This window comes from Pseudomonas phytophila, from assembly GCF_025643095.1.
Lineage (GTDB): Bacteria > Pseudomonadota > Gammaproteobacteria > Pseudomonadales > Pseudomonadaceae > Aquipseudomonas > Aquipseudomonas quasicaspiana.
The window spans coordinates 5,374,895-5,399,197 of the sequence record NZ_CP081201.1 but is presented as its reverse complement, the minus strand read 5'-3'; the positions used below and the strand labels follow the sequence as shown (position 1 = coordinate 5,399,197).

Annotated in this window: 26 protein-coding genes and 1 tRNA gene; 8 read left to right on the top strand and 19 right to left on the bottom strand. The window is 56.6% G+C overall.

Translation table 11 applies throughout. From position 1 onward, the window contains the following. Positions 1-74 precede the first annotated feature (74 nt). Complete coding sequence (locus K3169_RS24430) at positions 75-587, bottom strand: sigma-70 family RNA polymerase sigma factor (protein ID WP_122808014.1); 513 nt, start codon at positions 585-587, stop codon at positions 75-77. A 433-nt stretch (positions 588-1,020) separates the two neighbouring features. On the opposite strand from K3169_RS24430, the gene K3169_RS24425 reads away from it, so the two are divergent. Together K3169_RS24425 and K3169_RS24420 are read left to right on the top strand one after the other, a co-directional pair. After that, complete coding sequence (locus K3169_RS24425; RefSeq protein ID WP_263268407.1) at positions 1,021-2,325, top strand: O-antigen ligase family protein; 1,305 nt, start codon at positions 1,021-1,023, stop codon at positions 2,323-2,325. Next, positions 2,322-2,897, top strand: a complete 576-nt coding sequence (locus tag K3169_RS24420) for a serine acetyltransferase (RefSeq protein ID WP_231675310.1) — start codon at positions 2,322-2,324, stop codon at positions 2,895-2,897. Before K3169_RS24425 ends, K3169_RS24420 begins: the two co-directional genes overlap by 4 nt. A gap of 83 nt (positions 2,898-2,980) precedes the next feature. On the opposite strand, the gene ychF is transcribed toward K3169_RS24420, so the two are convergent. From ychF to K3169_RS24380, 8 genes are all read right to left on the bottom strand, one after another. Next, the gene (ychF, locus tag K3169_RS24415) at positions 2,981-4,081 is read right to left on the bottom strand and encodes a redox-regulated ATPase YchF (protein WP_099270509.1); all 1,101 of its coding nucleotides are present in this window, start codon (positions 4,079-4,081) and stop codon (positions 2,981-2,983) included. A 21-nt stretch (positions 4,082-4,102) separates the two neighbouring features. Next, positions 4,103-4,687 (bottom strand): aminoacyl-tRNA hydrolase, encoded by a 585-nt coding sequence (gene pth / locus K3169_RS24410; protein ID WP_027902866.1) that lies wholly within the window; start codon positions 4,685-4,687, stop codon positions 4,103-4,105. A gap of 162 nt (positions 4,688-4,849) precedes the next feature. Further along, on the bottom strand, positions 4,850-5,458 hold the full coding sequence (locus tag K3169_RS24405) for a 50S ribosomal protein L25/general stress protein Ctc (protein ID WP_027902867.1): 609 nt from the start codon (positions 5,456-5,458) through the stop codon (positions 4,850-4,852). Between the two features lie 138 nt (positions 5,459-5,596). Next, positions 5,597-6,538: a ribose-phosphate pyrophosphokinase gene (locus K3169_RS24400; RefSeq protein WP_002552145.1), complete on the bottom strand. Its 942-nt coding sequence runs from the start codon at positions 6,536-6,538 to the stop codon at positions 5,597-5,599. 46 nt (positions 6,539-6,584) lie between these two features. Continuing rightward, positions 6,585-6,659 (bottom strand) — tRNA-Gln (locus K3169_RS24395). A gap of 38 nt (positions 6,660-6,697) precedes the next feature. Continuing rightward, the gene (gene ispE / locus K3169_RS24390; protein WP_122705620.1) at positions 6,698-7,549 is read right to left on the bottom strand and encodes a 4-(cytidine 5'-diphospho)-2-C-methyl-D-erythritol kinase; all 852 of its coding nucleotides are present in this window, start codon (positions 7,547-7,549) and stop codon (positions 6,698-6,700) included. A gap of 2 nt (positions 7,550-7,551) precedes the next feature. Further along, positions 7,552-8,169, bottom strand: coding sequence for a lipoprotein insertase outer membrane protein LolB (gene lolB, locus K3169_RS24385; protein ID WP_122395508.1), 618 nt, complete (start codon positions 8,167-8,169; stop codon positions 7,552-7,554). A gap of 4 nt (positions 8,170-8,173) precedes the next feature. Further along, complete coding sequence (locus tag K3169_RS24380) at positions 8,174-9,901, bottom strand: tetratricopeptide repeat protein (protein WP_122395507.1); 1,728 nt, start codon at positions 9,899-9,901, stop codon at positions 8,174-8,176. 226 nt (positions 9,902-10,127) lie between these two features. Here K3169_RS24380 and hemA point away from each other — a divergent pair, with 226 nt between their 5' ends. The 6 genes from hemA (at position 10,128) to K3169_RS24350 (ending at position 15,497) form a co-directional block, all read left to right on the top strand. Then, the gene (hemA, locus tag K3169_RS24375) at positions 10,128-11,405 is read left to right on the top strand and encodes a glutamyl-tRNA reductase (RefSeq protein WP_027902871.1); all 1,278 of its coding nucleotides are present in this window, start codon (positions 10,128-10,130) and stop codon (positions 11,403-11,405) included. Next, entirely contained in the window at positions 11,402-12,484 is a 1,083-nt protein-coding gene (gene prfA / locus K3169_RS24370) for a peptide chain release factor 1 (RefSeq protein ID WP_263268378.1), read from the top strand. The genes hemA and prfA overlap by 4 nt, the downstream gene beginning before the upstream one ends. After that, a complete protein-coding gene (prmC, locus tag K3169_RS24365) occupies positions 12,485-13,318 on the top strand; it encodes a peptide chain release factor N(5)-glutamine methyltransferase (RefSeq protein ID WP_027902873.1) in 834 nt (277 codons plus the stop codon). It begins immediately after the preceding gene. Then, a complete protein-coding gene (locus K3169_RS24360) occupies positions 13,312-14,070 on the top strand; it encodes a molybdopterin-synthase adenylyltransferase MoeB (protein ID WP_263268376.1) in 759 nt (252 codons plus the stop codon). Before prmC ends, K3169_RS24360 begins: the two co-directional genes overlap by 7 nt. Further along, complete coding sequence (gene murI, locus K3169_RS24355; RefSeq protein WP_255878629.1) at positions 14,063-14,863, top strand: glutamate racemase; 801 nt, start codon at positions 14,063-14,065, stop codon at positions 14,861-14,863. Before K3169_RS24360 ends, murI begins: the two co-directional genes overlap by 8 nt. Positions 14,864-14,978: 115 nt before the next feature. Continuing rightward, positions 14,979-15,497, top strand: a complete 519-nt coding sequence (locus tag K3169_RS24350; RefSeq protein ID WP_122395502.1) for an acyloxyacyl hydrolase — start codon at positions 14,979-14,981, stop codon at positions 15,495-15,497. A 103-nt stretch (positions 15,498-15,600) separates the two neighbouring features. Here K3169_RS24350 and K3169_RS24345 read toward each other — a convergent pair whose 3' ends face one another. The 10 genes from K3169_RS24345 to K3169_RS24300 are packed head-to-tail and all read right to left on the bottom strand — an operon-like array spanning position 15,601 to position 24,300. Continuing rightward, positions 15,601-15,915, bottom strand: coding sequence for a YkgJ family cysteine cluster protein (locus tag K3169_RS24345; RefSeq protein WP_049827204.1), 315 nt, complete (start codon positions 15,913-15,915; stop codon positions 15,601-15,603). 16 nt (positions 15,916-15,931) lie between these two features. Beyond that, on the bottom strand, positions 15,932-16,453 hold the full coding sequence (locus K3169_RS24340; protein WP_263268373.1) for a DUF2878 domain-containing protein: 522 nt from the start codon (positions 16,451-16,453) through the stop codon (positions 15,932-15,934). Next, positions 16,446-17,711 (bottom strand): SAM-dependent methyltransferase, encoded by a 1,266-nt coding sequence (locus K3169_RS24335; protein ID WP_231666514.1) that lies wholly within the window; start codon positions 17,709-17,711, stop codon positions 16,446-16,448. Before K3169_RS24335 ends, K3169_RS24340 begins: the two co-directional genes overlap by 8 nt. Further along, a complete protein-coding gene (locus K3169_RS24330; RefSeq protein ID WP_027902880.1) occupies positions 17,698-18,498 on the bottom strand; it encodes a DUF1365 domain-containing protein in 801 nt (266 codons plus the stop codon). The genes K3169_RS24335 and K3169_RS24330 overlap by 14 nt, the downstream gene beginning before the upstream one ends. Beyond that, positions 18,495-19,742 carry an NAD(P)/FAD-dependent oxidoreductase gene (locus K3169_RS24325; RefSeq protein ID WP_122705638.1) on the bottom strand — a complete coding sequence of 416 codons (1,248 nt, stop codon included), beginning with the start codon at positions 19,740-19,742 and terminating at the stop codon, positions 18,495-18,497. The genes K3169_RS24330 and K3169_RS24325 overlap by 4 nt, the downstream gene beginning before the upstream one ends. Beyond that, a complete protein-coding gene (locus tag K3169_RS24320; RefSeq protein ID WP_027902882.1) occupies positions 19,739-20,527 on the bottom strand; it encodes an SDR family NAD(P)-dependent oxidoreductase in 789 nt (262 codons plus the stop codon). The genes K3169_RS24325 and K3169_RS24320 overlap by 4 nt, the downstream gene beginning before the upstream one ends. After that, positions 20,524-20,946: a nuclear transport factor 2 family protein gene (locus K3169_RS24315; RefSeq protein ID WP_231666515.1), complete on the bottom strand. Its 423-nt coding sequence runs from the start codon at positions 20,944-20,946 to the stop codon at positions 20,524-20,526. Before K3169_RS24315 ends, K3169_RS24320 begins: the two co-directional genes overlap by 4 nt. Next, positions 20,939-22,387, bottom strand: a complete 1,449-nt coding sequence (phrB, locus tag K3169_RS24310; protein ID WP_263268369.1) for a deoxyribodipyrimidine photo-lyase — start codon at positions 22,385-22,387, stop codon at positions 20,939-20,941. The genes K3169_RS24315 and phrB overlap by 8 nt, the downstream gene beginning before the upstream one ends. 9 nt (positions 22,388-22,396) lie before the next feature. Further along, positions 22,397-23,335, bottom strand: coding sequence for a MerR family transcriptional regulator (locus tag K3169_RS24305; protein WP_263268367.1), 939 nt, complete (start codon positions 23,333-23,335; stop codon positions 22,397-22,399). A gap of 2 nt (positions 23,336-23,337) precedes the next feature. Next, positions 23,338-24,300, bottom strand: coding sequence for a YbgA family protein (locus K3169_RS24300; RefSeq protein ID WP_263268365.1), 963 nt, complete (start codon positions 24,298-24,300; stop codon positions 23,338-23,340). Positions 24,301-24,303 lie beyond the last annotated feature (3 nt).

The following is a 24,303-nucleotide window of genomic DNA, read 5'->3' as shown; positions in this document are numbered from 1 at the left end:
CTCCCTCGGCTTCAAAAGTATGCAAGGGTCGCATAGAGGGGCTGCTTTGGGCAAAAGGCGTTGGATTATCGTGCTCAGGCATCGGCTTGTTCCAGCCGGTAGGCGCAGTGGCTCAGGGCGTCATGAACCAACTGATGGGCCAGCCCCATTGAGATACCCAATGCGCTCGCGACCTGCTGCAAGGTATAGCCGCCCAGACGGTGCATTTCGAACGCGGTGCGTGTGCGTTCCGGCAGCTCGCCAAGGGCGTCGCTGATCAGCCGTAATTCGTCGTGGCTGGCGGCTTCGCGTTCAGGCGAGGCGGTGTTTGAGGGCATTTCATCGAGAATCGCCTGGCTGTCCGGCTGGCGCTTTTCGGTGGCCATGCTGCGGGTCAGGTCCAGGGCCAGGTTGCGGACGATGCGGTACAGGTAACCCAGTGGATGGCTCAGGTCGAGGTATTCGCCCTTGCGAGTGTCAAAACGCAGCCAGGCTTCCTGAACGACGTCTTCAGCCCTGGAGCGACAACCGACGATAGGGGCTGCGTAATCTACCAGCGCAGCACGATGGGCCAGGTACAGAGCGAGTTTTTGGGGTGACTCATCCACAGCGTGACGCTCTTTGCACAGGCAGGTAACAAGGAAGGCTGTGACTGTACATGAGAGAGATTATCATTATCAAGATACTCTCAAGCCTGGCCATCAGATTCACGCCTTCACAGGGTTGACACATCTGACTAGAATGCGCAGCCAATCTTGAGCGTCGTATGGAGTATTGCTGCATGCCTGCAAAGTCCATATTTCAATATTTCACCGGAGACGTTCATCGCTTAAGGCTCTTGTCACTGGCAATGACCGATCCCAAGCGTTCGCCGCATCAACGGCGATTGTCGTCCAGCCCGCGCAACCTGTCCTCGACAATGGGCGGTGGCTTCGCAAAAAAATTCGCCTATGCGCCCAAAGAAGTAGAGGCAAGTGACGTCTTATTGATTCGAGCTCCTTGGTTGATTAGTCAGGCATCGTCAGGTTTTAGCGCACTGAGATGCCAAAGACCCAATGGTTTTATCCAGACCACCATTATGGGTCGCCCTCTGATGGGCGCGAGCAGGCGCATGAGCAGTGTGAAGAGGTTTATATGGTAGCGGCTGTATCCAGATTTTTTCTTTATCTTTTGGTGGCGGGATTTACTGTTCACATCAGTGGAATGCTTTACATCTCAGATGGCAGTAGATTTACGACCATCTCAAACCTGACTCTGTTTTTACCGGCGTTGATTCTGCTTTTTCTTGACCGTGAAGTGCGTGAATCCTTGTGCAGTAAGCGTTATTTACCTCTCCTGGTTTTATTGGGGTTTACCGTGCTGGTCGCTTTGCTTAACCCGACGTCGGATTTATCGGCCTCGGATCAGCTCAAGACAGGTTTCTATATTCTCTTGTACGTCTGCGCTATCAAGATTCTGGTTGATAAGAACTTGATGGAGAAAAGCCTGGATGCAGCGTTTTTGATTGCGGGCATCTTTGCGTTGGTCAGTTTGATCTACACTTTTTTTGCCGTAGATTCAAATATGTTTCTCGATGGTCAGCGCATTCAGAAATTAGGCTATAAGGACTACGCCGATTTCAAGAACCCTATTATTGCTGCGCTTTATTACGGTTTCTTCGGCGTGTACGGTGTTCACCAGTTGTTGACCAAGCGGTATAGCCGTTTTGTGGCGCTTGTCTACGGCGTTTGTGTGCTGGCGTTATCGCTCTATCTGTACTGCACCCTGTCACGAGGTGTATGGCTGGGGTATGGGGCCGCCATTGGAGCATCTATCGCATTCCACAATGACGAGCGCTCAAGAAAATGGTTGGCGGGTGCAGCCGTTGCTGGCGTGCTTGTTTTGCTCTGGTTATCACCGATGTTGCTGGAGCAGACCGACCGCGGTTTCAGTTACAGGGATTTGATTTGGCATGACTGGCTAGAGCGGCTTCCCGATTTTTGGTTGGTGGGCGCAGGTGCAGGCAACAAATTTAATGTCTGCGTTGATAGTGGGCATTGCTGGACGCAGGCGCACAATCTGTATTTGCAGTTCTTTTATGAGTTCGGGGTAGGCGGCGCACTGCTGCTGTTGATCATGATCGGTTGTGTGCTCGCGCGGTCTCTCAATAGAGATAGCTGGGGCTCCCCGCTCGGATCAGTTGGATTCCCACTTATTGTGTTTGCTGTCCTGACTGCTCTATTCAACTACCACACGGTCATGAATCGTCCAGGCGTTTACTGGCTGGTTTTCTGGATGCCGGTGGGGTTGGTGCTTTCCATGGGGTCACAGCTGACAAGGAAGCGTTCAGAGGCGCGCCCGGCATGATTGAGCTACTTAAAAGTGCGATGCGCTATTGGCACATTGAGGTACTGGGCGGGCTCGATAAGCCCTTCAGCTGGAAGCGTTTATATGTGAAGTGTCGGCGGAGTAACAGGTCGAGTTACCTGTTCTGGTTTCGCCTGGCTTACGTTTTCAATACCTCGGGATCAAAGTTCTGGCGACGCCGTGCAAAATTGCTGAATGAAAAGCTGAGCCGTCAGTACAACGTGGAAATCATGCTTGGCGCTCAGATAGATGAGGGTTTGTGGATCGCCCACCTCAGCGGCATTGTGATCACTTCCTATGCCGTAATAGGTAAAGACTTCAGAATCTGGCAAGGCTGCACCATTGGTGTCAAGGGTAACGCCGAAGAGGTGCGTTTGGTTATTGGCGACGGGGTCAGGATTCAAGCGCATTCCTGCATTATTTCGGATGACATCCAGCTGGGTGACAACGTGGTTGTGGGAGCCTGCTCTTTCGTCAATAAAAGCATTCCGTCCAATACAGTATTTTTCAATCGCCGGGTTGGCGAATCCGTTCCATATGATCGAGATCTTCTGGGGCGGTTGCAAAAGTAGGGTCGGGAAACTCACAGGCAAAAAAACGGGATGCAAAGCATCCCGTTTTTTTTAGCTGAACGCGTGGTGAGCCACGCAAGCCATCAGACGTTGAAACGGAAGTGCAGCACGTCGCCGTCTTTGACGATGTAGTCCTTGCCTTCCAGACGCCATTTGCCGGCTTCCTTGGCACCAGCTTCACCCTTGTACTGGATGAAGTCGTTGTAGGCGATGCACTCGGCGCGGATGAAGCCTTTTTCGAAGTCGGTGTGAATCACGCCAGCGGCTTGTGGTGCTGTGGCACCGACACGTACGGTCCAGGCGCGGACTTCTTCAACGCCAGCTGTGAAGTAGGTCTGCAGGTGCAGCATTTCGTAGCCTGCACGGATCACGCGGTTCAGGCCTGGCTCTTCAAAGCCCAGGGCTTCGAGGAACATATCCTTTTCTTCGCCATCATCAAGCTCGGCGATTTCCGCTTCGATCTTGTTGCAGACTGGCACCAGCATTGCGCCTTCTTCTTCGGCGATGGCGCGAACGACGTCCAGCAGCGGGTTGTTCTCGAAACCGTCTTCGGCAACGTTGGCAATGTACATGACCGGCTTGGTGGTCAGCAGGTGGAAGCCACGAATCACTGCTTTTTCGTCAGCGTTCATGTTCTTCATCAGGCTGCGGGCTGGCTTGCCTTCGGTGAAGTGAGCGATCAACTGCTCCAGCAGGCCTTTCTGAACCACTGCATCCTTGTCGCCGCCCTTGGCGTTGCGCGTGACTTTCTGCAGCTGTTTTTCACAGCTGTCGAGGTCAGCAAAGATCAGTTCCAGATCGATGATTTCGATATCGCGCTTCGGGTCGACGCTGTTGGAAACGTGAATCACGTTGTCGTCTTCGAAGCAGCGAACCACGTGAGCGATGGCGTCGGTCTCGCGGATGTTGGCGAGGAACTTGTTGCCCAGGCCTTCACCTTTGGACGCACCGGCTACCAGGCCCGCGATATCGACGAACTCCATGGTGGTCGGCAGGATGCGCTTGGGATTGACGATGGCCGCCAATGCCGCAAGGCGTGGGTCGGGCATGGCCACGATGCCGCTGTTCGGTTCGATGGTGCAGAAGGGGAAGTTCTCCGCTGCAATACCGGACTTGGTCAGGGCGTTGAACAGAGTGGATTTGCCGACGTTGGGCAGGCCGACGATGCCGCAATTGAAGCCCATGGTGTTTCCCCTCGAGTGATGTCAGGCCTTCTGGCTGTGCAGGTTTTTCATCGCCCGGTTCCATTCACCGGCGAAGATATCCGGCAGCACGCCGAGGGCAAAGTCGATGCTGGCGTCCAGTTTCTCCTGTTCGGCGCGTGGCGCTCGACCCAGAACAAAACCGGAGACCTTATTGGCGTCGCCCGGGTGGCCGATGCCAAGCCGCAAGCGGTGAAATGTATTCTGATTGCCGAGCTGCGCGATGATGTCCCGCAACCCGTTATGTCCGCCATGGCCGCCGCCCTGTTTGAACTTGGCAACACCCGGTGGTAGATCGAGTTCGTCATGCGCCACCAGGATGGCATCAACCGGAATCCGGTAGAAACCAGCGAGCGCCGCCACGGACTGACCGCTGCGGTTCATATAGGTGGTGGGAATCAGCAGACGAACATCCTGACCCTGATGAGTGAAGCGTGCGGTCAGGCCAAAAAATTTGCGCTCGGCGACGAGATTGACTCGTTGCGCGTCAGCGATACGCTCAACAAAAAGAGCCCCTGCGTTGTGCCGGGTCTGTTCGTATTCAGCGCCTGGATTTCCCAGGCCAACGATCAGTTGTATGGCAGTCACGACAGGGGCCCTTTTATGGAGTTGTGGTTGAAGCCGCTGCAGACAGCGGCAAAACTGGAAGAAAACTGCTCATTTACCATGATGTAAACTCCGCGATCCTGCCCGTTTTGCCTTACTTTTACAGCGGTTTCCCGAGCAACTCCGGTATGACCAAGTAATGAATTACTCGGCAGTACCTTCTTCTGCTTCGTCTTCGGTCGGTGCAATGCGTGGGGCGTGGACGTTGGCAACAGCCAGGTCGTTACCGTGCGCCAGAGCAACGAACTCAACACCTTTAGGTGCTTTAACGTCGGACAAGTGAACGATCGAACCGATTTCCAGAGCAGACACGTCTACTTCGATGAACTCAGGCAGATCTTTCGGCAGGCAGCTTACTTCCAGCTCGGAAGTAACGTGCGAAACTTCGCCGCCTTTCTTGACTGGAACTTCTTCACCGATGAAGTGCACAGGCACGATAGCGGTCAGTTTCTGGCCAGCTACAACGCGTACGAAGTCAGCGTGCATCACGTGGCCTTTGGCCGGGTGACGTTGCAGAGCTTTGATGATCACGTTTTGCTTTTTGCCATCAACGGTCAGCGCGATGATGTGGCTGTACGAAGCTTCGTTTTCCAGCAGTTTTGCAACTTCTTTGGCCAGCAGGCTGATGGATTCAGGGGCTTTGTCGCCACCGTAAACTACAGCTGGAACCAGGCTTGCGAGACGACGCAGGCGGCGGCTCGCACCTTTCCCCAGGTCGGAACGCAGTTCAGCATTCAAAGTAAAATCGTTCATTTTGTATCTCCAAATTAGCCACATTCGACCTGACGTTTGCGACCGACGTCAGGACGATATGGGCAAAAAAGCCCCGCCCTGACCGAATGTCAGGGCGGGGCGCTTTTCGTCAACAGGGTGTCAGCTTAGGGAAACCCCTTAGCGGAACATCGCGCTGATCGATTCTTCGTTGCTGATGCGGCGGACCGCCTCAGCGACTACCGGAGCGATATCCAGTTGACGGATACGGCTACAGGCTTGTGCTGCAGCGGACAACGGGATGGTGTTAGTCACCACCAGTTCGTCCAGCACGGAATTTTCAATGTTTTCGATCGCCCGACCCGACAGCACAGGGTGTGTGCAGTAGGCAAAGACCTTGGCAGCGCCATGCTCTTTCAGGGCCTTGGCCGCATGGCACAGTGTGCCGGCGGTATCGACCATGTCATCAACCAGAATACAGGTACGCCCTTCGACATCACCGATGATATGCATCACTTCAGAGTGATTGGCTTTCTCACGGCGCTTGTCGATGATTCCGAGATCAACACCCAGAGACTTCGCAACAGCACGTGCACGCACGACGCCGCCGATATCCGGGGAAACGATCATCAGGTTTTCGAAACGTTGATCTTCAATGTCATCCACCAGAACCGGGGAGCCGTAGATGTTATCTACTGGAATATCGAAGAAACCCTGGATTTGGTCAGCATGCAGATCAACCGTGAGAACACGATCGATCCCGACTACGGTAAGCATGTCAGCAACGACTTTCGCGCTGATAGCCACACGTGCGGAACGCGGACGGCGATCCTGACGGGCATAACCAAAGTAAGGAATCACAGCAGTGATTCGGGACGCTGAGGAGCGGCGGAAGGCATCAGCCATCACAACCAGTTCCATCAGGTTATCGTTGGTCGGTGCGCAAGTCGGCTGAATGATAAATACGTCTTTACCGCGGACGTTTTCATTAATCTCAGTAGAAATTTCGCCGTCGGAAAACTTGCCGACAGAAACATCACCTAGTGGGATATGCAGCTGACGTACGACACGTCGAGCCAGATCGGGGTTAGCGTTCCCCGTAAAGACCATCATCTTGGACACGCGCAGTACCTGAAGGCTGAGGGTAACCTGGATGAGTATAGGAAAATGGCAGGGGCGGCTGGATTCGAACCAACGCATGGCAGGATCAAAACCTGCTGCCTTACCGCTTGGCGACGCCCCTGTATTTGTTGCAACGAGTACCCAGTACCCGGTTCCTTTTTAGAGCAGACTTTGCAGCTTGCGATGCAACATCGAAACGTTGCTTCCTTTTGCTACAAACCCCGTAAAGGTCTCTGTAAGAAGGGCCGAGACTTTATCAGCTTCAGCTTTGTTTGGGAAGGCCCCAAACACACAACTTCCAGTTCCGGTTAATTTTGCTTCGGTAAATTTACCTAACAAATTCAAAGCGTTACGTACCTCTGGATAACGCCTTGCTACAACCGGTAAGCAGTCATTTCGACTGTTTCCCTTGGGAACGGGGCGCACTTTAATGGGAGGAGTGTTACGTGTCAACAGTGGATCTGAAAAAATTTCTGCTGTACTTACAGATACTTGCGGCACGAGTACCAGATACCACGGTTCTTCCGGGTCTACAGGGGTGAGTTTTTCCCCTACACCCTCAGCAAATGCGGCATGTCCGCGTACGAAAACCGGAACGTCTGCCCCGAGAGTCAGGCCCAGCGCGGCGAGACGATTTTCGTCCCAGCCAAGATTCCACAGATGGTTCAACCCCAGCAATGTCGTCGCTGCATCGGAGCTGCCGCCGCCGATTCCGCCGCCCATGGGCAAGCGCTTTTCCAGCCAGATGTCCATGCCAAGGGGGCAACCCGATTGTTGTTGCAGTGCCCGGGCTGCCTTGACGATCAGGTTGCTGTCATGGGGAACACCGGGAACATCGGTCTGCAGGCGGATTTCACCGTCCTGGCGAACGGCGAAGCTGAGGTCATCGCCGTAGTCGACGAACTGAAACAGGGTTTGCAGTTCGTGATAGCCATCGGGTCGACGGCCGAGAATGTGCAGCATCAGATTCAGTTTGGCAGGGGCGGGCAGGGTCAGGCGTGCATCGCTCATGCTTATTGGCCCAGTTTGCGTGGCTGCCAGTCCTTGATCACCAGCGTGACATCAAGGTCCTGGCCGTGCAGCTTGACGCGCTCGGGCAACCAATAACCGTTCTGTTCGACATAACTCAGGTATTCAACCTGCCAGCCATCCTGTTCAAGGTTTGCCAGACGACTGTCACCATCAAGTGTCAGGCGACTCTTGCTGTCGGGAGCGGGCAGGCCGCGGACCCACCAGACCAGATGCGACACGGGCAGTTTCCAGCCGAGCTGGTCTTCAAGCAGTGTCTCCGGAGTGGGGGCCTCGTAGCGACCCTGGTTGGCGACTTCCAGCGCAACGCTGCCGGGACGACCGGTCAAGCGTGCGGCGCCGCGTCCCAGTGGACCGGACAAACGAATGTCGTAGTAGTCCTGGCGTTGCAGCCAGAACAGCGTGCCACTTCCTGAATCCTTTGGCGCGCGAATGCCGACCTTGCCGTTGATCTGCCAGCCGTCGAGAGCGGTCAGTTGTTCTTTGTGCTGACGCCACTGCGCCGGGTCTCCTTTGCCTTCGACGGCTTCCCGGGAAGTGAGGCCGGCGCAACCGGCGAGCAGGGCGATGAGGCTGAATACGACTACATGGCGCAAAAACATAAAATTAAAGAGTCTCGGATCCGGTCAGGCGCAACAGAGTGCTGCGCAGAATAGGGCTGTCAGGTTGTTCTTCGAGGGCTTTACCCCAGACTTTGCGGGCTTCGCGCTGCTCGCCTTTGGCCCACAGCACTTCGCCCAGGTGGGCGGCCACTTCATGATCGGGGAAGCGTTCAAGTGCCAGGCGCAGCAGGCGCTCGGCTTCGTCCAGATTACCCAGGCGGTAGTTTACCCAGCCAAGGCTATCGAGGACTGCAGGATCTTCCGGATTGAGTTTGTGGGCTCTTTCGATCAGCTCCTTGGCTTCTGCATAGCGCGTGGTGCGGTCGGAAAGGGTGTAGCCCAGCGCATTCAACGCCATGGCGTTTTCCGGCTCACGCTTGAGAATCGAGCGCAGGTCCTTTTCCATCTGGGCCAGATCACCGCGTTTTTCCGCCATCATCGAGCGGGTGTACAGCAGATTCAGGTCATCTGGATACTGCTTAAGCGCTTGATTCAGCAACTGCCAGGCGCGATCCACCTGATTGTTGCTGGACAGGGTTTCGGCTTCGATCAGGTATAGCTGGATCGCATAGTCAGGTTGTGAATCGCGAGCCTCGGACAAGCGTTTGGAGGCTTCGGCAGCGCTACCGTTACTCATCAGGATATCGGCTTGGCGTAGCTGTGCGGACAGGTAGTCCGGGCCGGGGCCAACCTGGGCATATTCGGCAAGTGCGCTTTGTTGATCGTTACGCTCTTCATGGATGCGACCCAGATTCAGGTGCGCGGAGTCCTCATGAGCGCCGCGGGCTATTAGCTCTTCCAGATAACCTGCTGCTTCATCCCATGCCTTGGCTTCAAGGCAGACCAATGCCAGGGAGAAACGCAGTTCATCGTCATCTGGATACTGCTGTACAAGGCTGGAGAACTGCACCTTGGCGTCTTCCATGCGGTTCTGTTCAACCAGCATGCGGGCGTAAGTCAGGCGCAGGCGCTTGTCGTCCGGGTATTTCTTGATGCTTTTTTCGAGGATCGGCAATGCTTCCTTGCCACGGTTCAAGCCTTGCAGCAGGCGAGCGCGGAGTAGTATCGGAGCAATTTCACCTTCTTTAGGCGGATTATCTTCCAGCAGCTTCAATGAGGCTTGTGCGTCACCGTTCTGTTGAAGCAGCAGTGCCTTGCCAAAAATCAGCTGTCCGTTGTTCGGGTATTTGACCAGCAGTCGGTCAAAGCTGGTAAGCAGCGCGTTGCGGGTTTCCGGATTGGTCTCCGCCGCTGACAGTGCCAGGAAGTCGAAATGCGTGTCGCCTTGACCTTGCAGGACTTTTTCCATGTACACCATGGAGTCGTCATAGCGTCCCGCGCGAGCCAGTTGAATGGCTGCTGCGCGCTGTGCTTCAAGGTTGTCCCGGTCGTTTCTGGCCCAGATCAGCGAAGTGTCCAGCGCCGCCTGATCGGCACCCAGGTACTCGGCAATGCGGAAGGCGCGCTCGGAAACACCCGGATCCTGAGTGTTGATCGCCTGGGTCACGTAGTTGTCCAAGGCAATGTCGAAACGATTGCGCTGGCCAGCCAGTTCCGCGCTCAGCAGGCTGACGAGGGTTTCCTGAGTGAACGAGCCATATACCTGAGGCTTGGCTTCAGGTGCGGGGGCGGTGTCTTTCGGCGCAGGAGTAGTCTGCGGCTGAACCGGGGCCATTGACTGGCAACCGCTGAGAAAGACGAGGGCGAGAAACAGCGCGGAGGATCTATTCATATATAAGAAGGGACGACTTACCTGCGGTTTTGAGCATCATGACACAAGGCTGGGAGCAAACCCACAGCCGGTTGGAAAACTGCCGGAACGCATATTTGTTTATGCCGTAAGCGCCATTTCGGGGCGTTTGCAGCGTGAGACTATTAGGACAATAGTCAACGGTGGTTGTTCTGAGTCTATTGAAGTAGGACAATTGTCGGCTTCACGTCACCATCAGCGACCTTGAATGGCCTTCCTTGCACTTGGTATCAACCATAAGACTGCCTCAGTAGACGTCCGCGAGCGCGTGGCATTTACGCCAGAGCAGCTGGTTGAGGCCTTGCAGCAGCTTTGCCGCCTTACCAATAGCCGCGAAGCTGCGATCCTTTCTACGTGTAACCGTAGCGAGTTGTACATCGAACAGGACCAGATCGGTTCTGAGACGGTGCTCGCCTGGCTGGCCGAATATCACCATTTGAGCCTGGATGAGCTGCGCGCGAGTGCTTATGTGCACGCCGACGATGCGGCTGTTCGTCACATGATGCGAGTCGCCTCCGGGCTCGACTCGCTGGTATTGGGTGAGCCGCAGATTCTCGGTCAGATGAAGTCCGCCTACGCCGTGGCCCGGGAAGCCGGCACCATCGGTCCGTTGCTGGGCCGACTGTTTCAGGCCACGTTCAGCGCTGCCAAGCAGGTACGCACCGATACGGCTATTGGTGAAAACCCGGTTTCCGTGGCTTTTGCCGCTGTCAGTCTGGCGAAACAGATTTTCAGTGATTTGCAACGCAGCCAGGCTTTGCTGATCGGCGCGGGTGAAACCATCACGTTGGTTGCGCGTCATTTGCATGACCTTGGCGTCAAGCGCATCGTGGTTGCCAACCGGACCCTTGAGCGGGCGAGTATTCTGGCTGCCGAATTTGGCGCTCATGCGGTATTGCTCTCTGACATCCCGGCAGAGCTGGTCAATAGCGACATTGTGATCAGCTCGACGGCCAGCCAGCTGCCGATTCTTGGTAAGGGCGCAGTTGAAAGTGCCCTGAAGCTGCGCAAACATAAGCCGATCTTCATGGTCGATATCGCTGTGCCACGGGACATCGAGCCCGAGGTCGGCGAGCTGGACGACGTGTATCTGTACACCGTTGACGACTTGCATGAAGTGGTCGCCGAGAACCTCAAGAGTCGCCAGGGCGCTGCCATGGCAGCCGAAGAGCTGGTTTCGACGGGCGCCAATGAATTCATGTTCCGTCTGCGTGAACTGGCCGCAGTGGACGTGCTCAGGGCGTATCGCCAGCAAAGCGAGCGATTGCGCGACGAAGAATTACTCAAGGCTCAGCGTATGCTGGCCAACGGCGGCAACGCCGAAGACGTGCTGGTGCAGCTGGCGCGCGGGTTGACCAACAAGTTATTGCACGCGCCGAGCGTGCAGTTGAAAAAACTCTCTGCCGAAGGCCGCCTCGACGCGCTGGCCATGGCCCAGGAACTTTTTGCCCTCGGTGAGGGCTCGACGGATAAACCCCCGCAATGAAAGCCTCACTGCTCAACAAACTCGATATCCTCAGCGATCGTTTCGAGGAACTGACCGCGTTGCTTGGCGATGCCGAGATTATTTCGGATCAGACCAGGTTTCGTGCGTACTCCAGGGAATACGCTGAAGTAGAGCCAATCGTTGCTGCTTATAAACAGCTGCTCAAGGCCTTGGCTGATCTGGACGGTGCTCAGGCACTGCTCAAGGACAGCGATCCGGACATGCGTGAAATGGCGGTGGAGGAAGTCCGCGAGACCAAGCAGTTGCTCGCCGATCTGGAAAGCCAGCTGCAACGCATGCTGCTGCCCAAGGACCCGAATGACGGGCGTAACGTTTTCCTCGAAATTCGCGCCGGGACCGGTGGCGATGAGGCGGCGATTTTTTCCGGCGATCTGTTCCGCATGTATTCGCGTTATGCCGAGCGCCGTGGTTGGCGGGTAGAGATTCTGTCCGAAAACGAAGGCGAGCATGGCGGCTATAAAGAGGTGATTGCCCGGGTTGAAGGCGAGAACGTTTACGGCAAGCTCAAATTCGAGTCCGGTGCGCATCGCGTGCAGCGGGTTCCGGAAACAGAATCCCAGGGTCGTATCCATACTTCCGCCTGCACAGTAGCCGTTCTGCCTGAGCCGGACGAGCAACAGGCAATCGAAATCAATCCTGCGGACCTGCGTGTTGACACCTATCGCTCATCGGGCGCGGGTGGTCAGCACGTCAACAAGACCGACTCGGCGATTCGCATTACTCACCTTCCGTCGGGTATTGTCGTCGAGTGCCAGGAAGAGCGCTCGCAGCACAAGAACCGTGCCCGTGCGATGTCCTGGCTATCTGCCAAACTGAACGACCAGCAAACCAGCGCTGCTGCCAATGCAATTGCCAGTGAGCGTAAACTGCTGGTGGGCTCGGGTGATCGATCCGAGCGTATCCGGACTTATAACTTCCCTCAGGGGCGAGTAACGGATCACCGCGTGAATTTGACCTTGTATTCGCTGGATGAAGTTTTAGCCGGTGGTGTCGATGCAGTGATAGAGCCGCTACTTGCCGAATATCAGGCAGACCAACTAGCGGCACTGGGTGAGTAAATGACCATCATCGCCAGCCTGTTAAGAAGCGCCGAGCTTCCTGATTCACCAACTGCCCGTCTTGATGCTGAGCTGCTTCTGGCGGCTGCGCTGGGTAAACCGCGCAGTTTCCTGCATACCTGGCCGGAGCGAATTGTCAGCAGCGAAGCCGCACTGACCTTTGCTTCCCATCTGCAGCGCCGTCGTACCGGTGAACCCGTGGCCTACATTCTGGGGCAGCAGGGGTTCTGGAAGCTGGATCTTGACGTCGCGCCTCATACATTGATTCCACGTCCGGAAACCGAAATGCTGGTTGAGGCCGCGCTGGAACTGGTGCCTGCCTTTGCGCCCACTCGTGTGCTCGACCTGGGCACCGGTACTGGCGCTATTGCGTTGGCTCTGGCCAGCGAGCGGCCGGTCTGGCAAGTGACGGCGGTGGATCGGGTGCTTGAAGCCGTGGCGTTGGCCGAGCGCAATCGTCAACGTCTGCATCTGGACAACGCCAGGGTGCTGAGCAGTCACTGGTTCAGCTCTCTTGAGGGTCAGCGTTTCGATCTGATCATCAGTAACCCGCCGTACATCGCTGCCGAAGATCCGCATCTGGCGGCGGGCGACGTGCGTTTCGAGCCCAGCAGCGCGCTGGTGGCAGGGTCGGATGGTCTGGATGATCTGCGCATGATCATCGAGCAGGCCCCCAACTACTTGAACGACGATGGCTGGTTGCTGCTGGAACACGGCTACGATCAGGGCGCAGCGGTCCGCGAGCTGTTGAGCCGCCATGGTTTTGAGAAGATTCAGACCCGCCGCGACCTGGGCGACCATGAGCGCATTACCTTTGGGCGTCTGCCGTGCTGAGTGATCAGGAACTGTTGCGCTATAGCCGACAGATTCTGTTGCAGCACGTCGATATCGAAGGTCAGTTCAAACTCAAGCAAAGCCGGGTGCTGATCGTGGGCCTCGGTGGCCTGGGCTCTCCCGTTGCTTTGTATCTGGCCGCCGCAGGTGTTGGCGAATTGCACCTGGCCGACTTCGATACCGTTGACCTGACCAACCTGCAACGCCAGATTATTCACGACAGCCATACAGTCGGGCAGAGCAAAGTGGATTCGGCTATTGCCCGTCTGACCGCGATCAATCCTGAGATATCTCTTGTCCCTCATCGCGCCGCGCTGAATGTCGATTCCCTGGCGACAGTTGTCGAGGGCGTCGATCTGGTGCTCGATTGCTCAGACAATTTCGCGACTCGTGGTGCGGTCAATGCCGCCTGTGTGGCGGCCAGAACCCCCTTGGTCAGCGGTGCGGCCATTCGCCTGGAAGGGCAGTTGTCGGTGTTCGATCCACGTCGACCTGAAAGCCCTTGCTATCACTGCTTATATGGTCACGGCAGCGAAGCCGAGCTGACCTGTAGCGAAGCCGGTGTGATCGGGCCTCTCGTGGGATTGGTCGGCAGCCTGCAGGCCCTTGAAGCACTCAAAGTACTAGTCGGTTTCGGTGAGCCGCTGGTGGGGCGTTTGTTGTTGATTGACGCGCTGAGCACCCGCTTTCGTGAATTGAAAGTCAAGCGTGATCCGGGGTGTAGCGTCTGCGGTGCAGGGCAGCATGAGTAAAGCCAGCGATGCGCCGGTGGGCGTATTTGATTCCGGCGTAGGTGGCTTGTCGGTGCTGGGCGAGATTCACAACCTGTTACCCAACGAGTCGCTGCTGTACGTCGCGGACTGCGGGCATATCCCTTACGGAGAGAAAACCCCGGAGTTCATCCGCGAACGCTGCATGATCATCGCGCAATTCTTTCGCGAGCAAGGGGCCAAGGCACTGGTGCTGGCCTGCAACACCGCGACTGCCGCTGCCGCCGCTCAATTGCGTGAACATTATCCTGACTGGCCGATTATCGGTATGGAGCCTGCGGTCAAACCGGCGGCGGCTGCGACCCGCAGTGGTGTGGTTGGGGTGCTCGCTACCACCGGTACTTTGCAAAGCGCGAAGTTCGCCGCCTTGCTCGACCGTTTCGCGGGTGATGTACGGGTCGTGACGCAGCCGTGCCCCGGCCTGGTGGAACTGATCGAAGCGGGCGACCTGTTCAGCCCGACCATTCGTGCCTTGCTGCGGGGCTATGTCGAACCGCTTCTCGCCGAGGGCTGTGACACGATCATCCTCGGCTGTACCCACTATCCCTTCCTCAAACCTCTGCTGCGGGAAATGATTCCGGAATCGGTCATTTTGATCGACACCGGTCACGCCGTGGCTCGCCAGCTCCAGCGATTATTGACTCAGCACGGCCTTCTGCACGATGGACACGCCCAGGAAACGCAGTTCTGGACCAGCGCTGATTTGTATAATTTCGGAAACATCCTACCTACACTATGGAAAAAATCTGACAATGTGCGATTCTTCGATTTGTAAAAAAATCGTGAAAAGCTTTGCTTGGCATTGGAACTAACGTTCCACGCCAGATTTCTATAGCAAGTCGGTTATCTGCAAATACACTTAATAATGCATTCGAAATAGGAAGTTTCTGATGAAGCGTCTGTTGTGCTTGGCTGCGATTGCGGCTGCGTTGATGGGGCAAACTTCACTTACTCAAGCCGCTGGCGTTGAGTTTTCGGTCGGTCAGACGGGCCAGACGACCCAGACTTACCGCCTGGGCATGAAGTTTGATTGGGATAAAAGCTGGTTACAGAGCGACGTAGGTCGCCTGACCGGCTACTGGGATGGCGCTTACACTTACTGGGATGGCGACAAGCGTTCCAGCAACAACAGCCTTTCGTTTTCCCCGGTATTCGTTTACGAATTCGCTGGCCAGAACGTGAAGCCTTACATCGAAGCCGGTATCGGTGTCGCTGTATTCTCCAATACGCAAATCGAAGACAACAAGCTGGGGTCGGCTTTCAACTTTGAAGACCGTATCGGCTTCGGCGTGCGGTTCAACGGCGGTCATGAAATTGGCATCCGTGCGACCCACTACTCGAACGCTGGTATCAAAGAGCCAAACGACGGTATTGAGAGCTACGCATTGCATTACACGATGCCGCTCTGACGCCATCGTGAGCAAGCTCGGCTCCTACAGCTAACCGTGTTCCCCTGTGGGAGCTGAGCTTGCTCGCGATAAGAGCGCCGCAAATACGGCCTTGGCAATACCGCTACAAATAAGCCCCTTCAATCCCCAGCCTTTCATGCATGCACTCCTCTGAACCGGTCTCGAACTCCCGGCAGATCAGGGGACGTTTCTCATAGATGGTGCACATCATCGTGTTGCGATCCAGCGCGGCGCACCAGCCGTCGTCGAGACGCAGCATGACTTCGCCGCCCCAGTCGTCGGTATCGATAAAGCGTTCAGGTACGCCGGTATCCGTAATCAGCATCACTTCAAGCTGGCAGCAACAGGCTGCGCAGGTTGAGCAGGTGATGGCGGTTTCGGTGGGAATCGGGCGGGTCGGGATCAGGGTGGCAGTCATAGGCGCGCAGTGTATGTCAGCGCGAGGCGGGCATGTTGACTGAATGACCGGCGAGCAATCGACCGGACAGCCATTGCAGCAGCGCAAACACTACGGCCCATAGCATCGCCAGCAGTGCCATGCTCGGCCACAAACCCAGAGGCAACTGCACCCCAGCGAGTTGCGAGCCTGCGTAATACGACATCGGCCCGCCAATCGCTCCAAGGATACTTGCGCGCCACCACGGTTTTGCAGTCCAGGCCAGGCAATGCCTGAGCGTAGTGCCCAATACTGCCCACAGCAGAATCAGCCACAGCGGGATCAGCAAGCCGTTGCTGCCGAAGTCGAAGACGCCGAGCAGCATCAGTCCGCTGTCCAGCAAGGTGCCCAGACCGGTTATCCACAGCAATAATTTACCTTCGGCCGTCCACGAACTTATCCACAGCAGATGAATGAGCAGGACGCCAACCGGAATCAACAGCCAATAACTATTACCGCCCAGCACGCAGGCAAACCAGCCGAGCTGGAATAGCACAGCATTGGCGATCTGCTTAAGCATTGAAACGGCCCAACAGCGGCTGTGGCGATGCGCAGGGTTTGGCCAGCAGCAACTGCGCGGTGCCGATGGTACGTTCCAGGAAACCACCCTCGCAGTAGCACAGGTAAAACTCCCACAGCCGCAGGAAGTAATCGTCGTAGCCCAGCTCTGCGAGGTAACCATGAGCGTGTCGAAAGTTGTCATGCCAGATGCGCAGGGTGCGCGCGTAATGCAGGCCAAAATCCTCCATGTGCAGCAGGTTCATGTCAGTGTCGCGACCGACAATTTCCAGCATTTTGTGCACCGACGGCAGCGCACCACCGGGAAAAATATAGCGCTGGATGAAGTCGACACTGCCTTTGGCCTGCTCGTAACGCTGCTCGCGGATGGTGATGGCTTGCAGCAACATCAGGCCGTCGTCCTTGAGCAGGTGGGCGCATTGCTTGAAGTAAGTCGGCAGAAACCGGTGGCCGACCGCTTCAATCATTTCAATCGAGACCAGCTTGTCGAACTGTCCCGTAAGGTCCCGATAGTCCTTGAGCAGCAGGGTGATCTGATCTTTCAGGCCCAGCGTCGCAATTCGCTCCTCGGTGTAGGCGAACTGCTCTTGGGACAGCGTCGTCGTTGTGACTTTGCAGCCATAGTGCTGCGCAGCGTAAATCGCCATGCTGCCCCAGCCGGTACCGATTTCCAGCAGGTGGTCCTCGGGTTTCAACGCCAGCTTCTGACAAATTCGTTCCAGCTTGTTCAACTGCGCCTGTTCCAGGGTGTCTTCAGGCGTCAGGAACTGCGCCGCCGAATACATCATGGTGGGGTCAAGAAACTGCTTGAACAGCTCGTTGCCCAGATCGTAATGGGCGGCGATATTTTTCTGCGAGCCTTCACGGGTATTGCGATTCAGCCAGTGCAACGCCTGAATGAAGGGGCGGCCCAGCCGTGCTATTCCGCCTTCCATCGCGTCCAGCACATCCAGGTTGCTGACGAAAACCCTGATGACGGCAGTCAGGTCCGGCGAGGTCCAGTAGCCATGGATGTAGGCTTCGCCTGCGCCAATGGAGCCATTACTGGCGACCATGCCCCAGGTGGCTGAGTCGAGAATCTGGATCTCGCCCTGGACAACGGCCCCTGCCACGCCGAATACATGGCGCTCATCGCCTTCATTGACGACCAGTTGGCCGCTGCGCAACCGGGCAAGCTGGCGTAGCACGCCGCGCCGCAGGATGTTGGCAGTCAGGCTGTTGGTGCCCAGATTGGCCGAAAAACTGCTACTGCTTTTCATGGGGTTTACCCTTCAATTGCGTGGCGGCAGTGCGGTAGTCGCCGTCAGCGGCCTGATGAGAAAAAAGTGGAACACGTTTCAAAAATAGACGTAATGCTTGCCAGTAAATCGCCAGGCAGGTCTTGGCGGTCATCCATGGAAAAGCCAGTAAATAACGATGCAGATTGCTTCTTGTCAGGTCCCGGCGTTGCAGGTTAAGCGTGGCGTCGAACATTTTCAGATCGCCTTGCCAGTCTGCCATGTGAACGCCGAGACGCTCGCCGGGCGGACTGAAACTCATCCGGTATTCAAGATCGCGGGGCAGGAACGGCGAAACGTGGAAGGCCTTGGCTACGGCGAAGTGCTGATGACCTTCACCGTCGGCAGGCAATACATAGTGGTAGCGCTCGCGCCACGGTGTATTGCTGACTTCACAGAGAATAGCCGCCAGCGCGCCATCCTCTTCAAAGCAATAAAAAAAACTCACTGGATTAAAGGCCAGGCCCCAACTGCGCGCTTGAGTCAGCAGGCAGATTTTGCCCTGCGGAACATGACCTATGGCTTGGCCGACGCGTTCACGGACGGCGTCTGTCAGCGGTATGCCTTTGCGCGTAAATTCACGCAGGTAATCCGTCTCCCGGAATGAAAACGGCGACCAGCGACTTTTGCCTGCGAGGGGAGAGGCTTTCAATACCTCGCGCTGTTCATCCAGATCCAGATACAGCAGGCCGATCCGATAACGAAAGTCATGAGCCCGCGGCGCAAAGCGCCGGTGGGCTATCCAGCCGCTGTACAGGGCGCTGTTCACAATGATTCGCCCAACGCCGAGGCAACCCGAAGGCCGCTGACCACGCCGTCTTCATGAAAGCCATTGGCCCAGTAAGCGCCGCAAAACCAGGTATGGTTAACGCCATCCAGTTCAGGCCAGCGCGCCTGAGCGTCTACGCCTGCCAGGCTGTACTGCGGATGGGAGTAGGTATAGCGGGCAAGAATTTTGTTCGGGTCGATGGCTTCGGTCTGATTGAGGCTGACGCAAAAGGTCGTGTCGCTGTCGATGCCCTGCAGGATGTTCATGTCATAGGTCACAGCGGCCAATTGTTGCTTGCCGCCGCCGAGTCGATAGTTCCAGCTGGCCCAGGCCAGCGGTCGCTTGGGCAACAGGCGGGTGTCTGTGTGTAGCACCACGTCATTTTCGGCGTAGGGCAGGGCACCCAGGATTTCCTGCTCGGCGGCGCTCGGCTGCGCAAGCATTTTCAGGGCCTGATCGCTGTGGCAGGCAAACACGACTTTGTCAAAGCGCTCACTGCCTGCGGCGCTGTGAACGGTCACGCCTTCTGCATCCCGCTCAACGCGATTGACCGGGCACGACAAACGAATCCGCTCGGCAAACGACGCTGTCAACGGCTCGATGTAACGGCTGGAACCGCCTTCGATGACGCACCATTGCGGCCGATTGCTGACGGATAACAAGCCATGATTCTTGAAGAACCGCACGAAGAATTGCAGCGGGAAGGCGAGCATGTCTGCCAGGGACATGGACCAGATCGCCGCGCCCATGGGCACGATGTAGTGATCAATAAAGCGCTCGCCGTAACCGCGGCTGCGCAGGTACTCACCCAGGGTGGTGTCTTGAGCGATCCGCTGGCTTTCCAGATCGGCCAGCGCTTCGCGGTTAAAACGCAGAATGTCGCGCAGCATTCCCCAGAAACTCAGAGACAAGAGGTTGCTGCGCTGGGCAAACAGGCTGTTGAGGTTATTACCGTTGTATTCGGTCCGGGTCTTAGGATCGGTGACGGAGAAGCTCATTTCGGTGGGCTTGAAGGTAACGCCCAGTTGGCCGAGCAAGCGGATGAAATTTGGATAGGTCCAGTCGTTGAACACGATAAAGCCGGTATCAATGGCGTAATCGCGGCCATTCACGTTTACATCAACGGTATGGGTATGCCCGCCAATCCAGTCTGCCGCCTCGAACACCGTGATGTCGTGAGAACGGTTGAGCAGATAAGCGCTGGTCAGGCCCGCGATACCACTGCCGATGATGGCGATCTTCATTGGGCGTCCTTGTGTTGAGCCGCTGAGCGGGCCATGCGTTTGCCTAACGCAAGCTGCACACGGGTAGGAAGCAGCGCCAATAACCGCAGGGTCAGGATGAACAGCCCGGGGAATGCGATTTCCATCGGGCGACGCGTCCGCTGCAAGCGCTCGGAGATGTATTTCGCGGCTTTTTTGACCGGCCAGCGCATGGGCATGGCGAAGTCGTTTTTAGCGGTCAGCGGGGTATCGACAAAGCCTGGGCTGACGACGGTGACGTCGATATTTTCGTGGGCCAGATCGATTCGCAGGGATTCGAACAAATAACGCATGCCAGCCTTGGATGCGCCGTAAGCCTCACTGCGGGTGAGCGGCAGATAGGTCACCGAACTGCACACGCCCACCAGATGCGGCTTGTTGCCTTTGCGCAGCAGCAATAATGCTTCTTGCACGCAGTAGGAACTGGCCAGCAGATTGGTACGAACCACTCGCTCAAGCAGCGCTGCATCGAAATGGTTGGTGTCAATGTATTCGCACGTGCCAGCGTTGATGATCGCGCTGTCCAGGGCCCCCCACGTCTGGCCAATGCGATCACCGATTGCGGTGATTTGTTCGCCATCGGTCAAATCCCCTGGTACGAGCAGGACTTGCCCGGGAAAACGTCGGTCCAGCTCTTCGAGCGGGCCCAGAGTTCGAGCCGTCAGCGCCAGCTTGTGACCGGCGACGAGCAGCTCTTCGGCGAGCGCCAGGCCAATGCCGCTGCTGGCACCGGTCAACCAGATACGTCGCACGTTCGAATCACTCATCCCAATCTCCTTTTCAGCCAGGCAATCAGCTGGCCCATGATCGGCAAGTGCTCGTACAGCAAAGCGCCTGCATCGAAATAGTCACGATGTTGATAAACCTTGTCGCGCCAGAGCAGATGCGAGCAGCCCTCAACCCGGATCGTCTTTCCTCTGACAAGGCGCGGATGGGAGTAGCTCATTGTCCAGCGCAGATAACCGTTGCCCTCGCTGACTTGGTCAAACCCATGAAAGTCGAAACGCAGATCACTGACATTGGCGTACAACTCGGCGAAATAACGACGCATCTGCGGCAGCCCATGAATCTGGTGCAACGGGTCGGTGAACTGCACATCGTCGCTGTACAGGTCGCCGAGGCGGTCCAGACTGTTCTTGTCCAGAGCTGCAAATTCATGAGCAAAGCGCCGCAGGAAATCAGTCATCGGTAACCTCTGCCGCGGGCTGGCGATGAGGCAAAGCCTTGAACGCAGCCAACGCGCGGGCGCGGCTGCTACTCAGGTCGACAATCGGTTTGGGATAACTAGCCACACCAAACAGGCCGCCAGACGCCGCCGGGTTATGCACTTCCTTTTTGTTGAGGTCGGCCAGTTCGGGCAACCACTTCTTCAGGAACAGACCTTCGGGGTCGAACTTCTCGGATTGCGACAACGGATTGAATATCCGGAAATACGGCGATGAATCGGTACCCGTCGACGAACTCCACTGCCAGCCACCGTTATTGGCGGCCAGATCGCCGTCGATCAGGTGCTGCATGAAAAAGCGTTCGCCTTCGCGCCAGTCAATCAGCAGATTCTTGGTCAGGAACATCGCCACGACCATGCGCAGGCGGTTATGCATCCAGCCGGTTTCCAGCAACTGGCGCATGGCGGCGTCAATGATCGGCAGGCCTGTGCGCGCTTCTTTCCAGGCGGCCAGCTCCTCGGGGGCATCACGCCATTTCAGGGCTTCGGTTTCCGGGCGAAAAGCGCGATACCGCGATACTCGAGGGAAGCCCACCAGAATGTGTTTATAGAATTCACGCCAGAGCAACTCGTTGATCCAGGTGACTGCGCCGACGCTACCTGTCTCGAACTCACCCTGATTGCTGCTCAAGGCCGCATGCAGACATTGGCGCGGCGATATCACGCCAGCAGCCAGGTAAGCCGACAACTGACTGGTGCCGGGTTTGGCCGGAAAGTCACGCTCGGAGCGATAGTAATCAATCTGCTCATCGCTGAAGGCGGCCAGTCGCCGACGCGCTTCGTCCTCACCAGCAGGCCACAAGGCTTGCAGTGCCTGAGGAGGCGTGGCGAATCCCTCTACCTGTTCGGGGACGCGATCACTTTTTATATCCAGCGCTGCCTGAGGTTTCGGCAAGTGAATCAGCGGCGGCATGGCTTGGTGCATGCGGGCGTAGCAGACTTTGCGGAACTGGCTGAACACCTGGAAGTAGGTGCCGGTCTTGGTCAGCACCGTGCCAGGTTTGAAAAACAGCTGATCCAGATAGCTGCGCCACTGAATGTCGGCGTCCTCAAGCGCATCGGCGACGGCGGCGTCCCGGCGGGTTTCGTTGATACCGTATTCTTCGTTGGCATGTACGGACTGGATATTGTGCTCGCGACACAGTTCCAGCAGCACTCGTGGTGCTTCATCCCAGCTGTCGGCCTCGCGGATCAGCAATGGCACGTTCAATTCGCCCAAGGCTTTTTGCAGCTCGACCAGATTGCGCAGCCAGAAATCTACTTTGCAGGGGGCGTCGTCGTGGCTGCGCCATTGCGTGGGGCTGATCAGGTAAACAGCCACCACCGGACCCTGCTCTATGGCAGCGGTCAGGGCGGTATTGTCGTGAATGCGCAAATCGCTGCGCAGCCATAGCAGTTGCATGTTTATTCCTTAGATAAGATCCAGTAGCTGCAAAGCAGCGAGGGCGCCTAGCGGGTCTTCGGCCAGGTGCAGGCCTTCTATCTTGTTGATCGTCATGGCGAGGTCGTCGCAATGTATACGGACACAGGCACCGGCAAGTACGGTGGGGCACTGAACGTTACTGAGCAATTTTGGGAGCTGGCCGGGATTCAATGCTTTGCTGGAATACAGCAATACCGCTCGCGGTTTAAGCAACTCGGCAGCCAGCGAAAGTTCACCGTTGGGCAGCGGCCAATCGAAAACCTCAACCGGGCAATCGGCGCTGCTGATCAGCCACGCGCTGAGCCACAGGTGCGGCTCCAGCGGTGAATCAGAATGGTTGACCAGCAATAACGGCTTACCGCTGAGCTGACGGTTATTGTGGTAAATCCGGGCACCGAATTTGCTGCGCAGCCAGGAGTAGAAGAACACCTGCTCCATTTGCCCGCCGAAGTGTCCCTGCCAGCGAAATTCAAGCTCTGTCAGCAACGGCATCAACAGTTGTTCGCAGACAGTTCGCGGTGGGTAAAGCGACATGGCCTGGTTGAACAGGTCGTCAACCCTGCGCTCTGCCAGTTCGCTGATGGCCTTGATCAGGTTGTGACGCAAATCGTCCCAATCGTTACCGGCGACGCTGGTGTCCGGTTGGCGGCTGTCGATGAGGTTTTTTACCTGGCTGACCGATACGCCACGATTGAGCCAGGTGAGAATGTTCATCACCCGTTGGACATGCTCGCCGGAATACAGTCGATGCCCTTTCGGCGTACGGTGCGGCACGATCAGCCCATAGCGACGTTCCCACGCACGCAACGTGACTGCGTTGACTCCGGTCTGACGGGCGACTTCCCGTATCGGCAACCAGCCGCCTTCAACCCCCGGGTCTTCATCGGTTGGCTCGGGCGCAGGGATCACATGCAGTGTGTTGTTCATGTTCAGATCGCATTCCGCAGGCTGAGGTTTTCCGGGTGCGGCTGCATGTAAACCTGCAAGGCCACGTAAGGATCAGGATGTTGGCGGAAGTGGTGTTTGAGCAGCGTCAAGGGCACGATCAACGGCACGATGCCTTGATGGTATTGGGCGATGATTTGCTGCATTTCCTGCTTGTCCGCCGCGCTCAGGGTCTGTTTCAGATAGCCGCTGATGTGCTGCAGGACATTGGTATGGGTGCGGCGGGTAGCGGGTTTTTTCAGGGCCGCCATCAAGTCGCTGAAATAGCGCGGTGCGATCTCGTTGGGATCGCTGCGGCCCATGCTGCCCAGAAAATTGCCCAGTACTTTGTACTGCACCGGGTCGTTGGCCATGAGCTGATATTTATAACGCGAGTGAAATTCGGTCAGACTGCGGCGGGTGATACCTGCCTTAAGCAAATCTTGCCACGCGGCATAGGCAAACACGCGGGTGATGAAGTTTTCGCGCAACACCGCGTCGTTGAGGCGGCCGTCTTCTTCTACCGGGAGATTGGGGTGCAGTTCGCAAAACGCCTGAGCATAAATCCCGCGTCCACCTCCCTCAACGGGAGCGCCGTTTTCCGTGTAGACCTTGACTCGCTCAAGCCCACAGGACGGAGACTTCTGCATGAAGATATAGCCGCAGATATCCCCCAGCTCCTCGGCCATCTTTACCCCGTAGTCGGCCAGAGGCTGGGTAACGTTCAGCGCTTTGTTCACCGTTCCGACAGCTTGAGGGCTTTGCGCGTCGCCTACCAGACGGATGGGCTCGCGGGGGATCCCCATGCCGATGGCCACTTCCGGGCAGGCGGTGACGAACTCGAAATATTGACTCAGCTCGCGGGTGCACAAATGGGATTCTTTATGACCACCATTGAACCGTACCTCGTCGCCCATGAGGCAGGCACTGATGCCGAGTTTCGGTTTATGGACTGCAGGAGAAAGCATGCA

What these genes read in the sequence shown, in the direction of transcription:
- K3169_RS24425 (WP_263268407.1), top strand. Translation starts at nt 1,021, where the DNA reads ATGCCAAAGACCCAATGGTTTTATCCAGACCACCATTATGGGTCGCCC.
- K3169_RS24335 (WP_231666514.1), bottom strand. Translation starts at nt 17,711, where the DNA reads ATGAAAAGCAGTAGCAGTTTTTCGGCCAATCTGGGCACCAACAGCCTG.
- K3169_RS24345 (WP_049827204.1), bottom strand. Translation starts at nt 15,915, where the DNA reads ATGACTGCCACCCTGATCCCGACCCGCCCGATTCCCACCGAAACCGCC.
- ispE (WP_122705620.1), bottom strand. Translation starts at nt 7,549, where the DNA reads ATGAGCGATGCACGCCTGACCCTGCCCGCCCCTGCCAAACTGAATCTG.
- K3169_RS24420 (WP_231675310.1), top strand. Translation starts at nt 2,322, where the DNA reads ATGATTGAGCTACTTAAAAGTGCGATGCGCTATTGGCACATTGAGGTA.
- K3169_RS24320 (WP_027902882.1), bottom strand. Translation starts at nt 20,527, where the DNA reads ATGAGTGATTCGAACGTGCGACGTATCTGGTTGACCGGTGCCAGCAGC.
- K3169_RS24405 (WP_027902867.1), bottom strand. Translation starts at nt 5,458, where the DNA reads ATGAACGATTTTACTTTGAATGCTGAACTGCGTTCCGACCTGGGGAAA.
- prfA (WP_263268378.1), top strand. Translation starts at nt 11,402, where the DNA reads ATGAAAGCCTCACTGCTCAACAAACTCGATATCCTCAGCGATCGTTTC.
- prmC (WP_027902873.1), top strand. Translation starts at nt 12,485, where the DNA reads ATGACCATCATCGCCAGCCTGTTAAGAAGCGCCGAGCTTCCTGATTCA.
- K3169_RS24340 (WP_263268373.1), bottom strand. Translation starts at nt 16,453, where the DNA reads ATGCTTAAGCAGATCGCCAATGCTGTGCTATTCCAGCTCGGCTGGTTT.
- K3169_RS24305 (WP_263268367.1), bottom strand. Translation starts at nt 23,335, where the DNA reads ATGAACAACACACTGCATGTGATCCCTGCGCCCGAGCCAACCGATGAA.
- phrB (WP_263268369.1), bottom strand. Translation starts at nt 22,387, where the DNA reads ATGCAACTGCTATGGCTGCGCAGCGATTTGCGCATTCACGACAATACC.
- hemA (WP_027902871.1), top strand. Translation starts at nt 10,128, where the DNA reads ATGGCCTTCCTTGCACTTGGTATCAACCATAAGACTGCCTCAGTAGAC.
- K3169_RS24380 (WP_122395507.1), bottom strand. Translation starts at nt 9,901, where the DNA reads ATGAATAGATCCTCCGCGCTGTTTCTCGCCCTCGTCTTTCTCAGCGGT.
- murI (WP_255878629.1), top strand. Translation starts at nt 14,063, where the DNA reads ATGAGTAAAGCCAGCGATGCGCCGGTGGGCGTATTTGATTCCGGCGTA.
- ychF (WP_099270509.1), bottom strand. Translation starts at nt 4,081, where the DNA reads ATGGGCTTCAATTGCGGCATCGTCGGCCTGCCCAACGTCGGCAAATCC.
- lolB (WP_122395508.1), bottom strand. Translation starts at nt 8,169, where the DNA reads ATGTTTTTGCGCCATGTAGTCGTATTCAGCCTCATCGCCCTGCTCGCC.
- K3169_RS24350 (WP_122395502.1), top strand. Translation starts at nt 14,979, where the DNA reads ATGAAGCGTCTGTTGTGCTTGGCTGCGATTGCGGCTGCGTTGATGGGG.
- K3169_RS24315 (WP_231666515.1), bottom strand. Translation starts at nt 20,946, where the DNA reads ATGACTGATTTCCTGCGGCGCTTTGCTCATGAATTTGCAGCTCTGGAC.
- K3169_RS24325 (WP_122705638.1), bottom strand. Translation starts at nt 19,742, where the DNA reads ATGAAGATCGCCATCATCGGCAGTGGTATCGCGGGCCTGACCAGCGCT.
- K3169_RS24300 (WP_263268365.1), bottom strand. Translation starts at nt 24,300, where the DNA reads ATGCTTTCTCCTGCAGTCCATAAACCGAAACTCGGCATCAGTGCCTGC.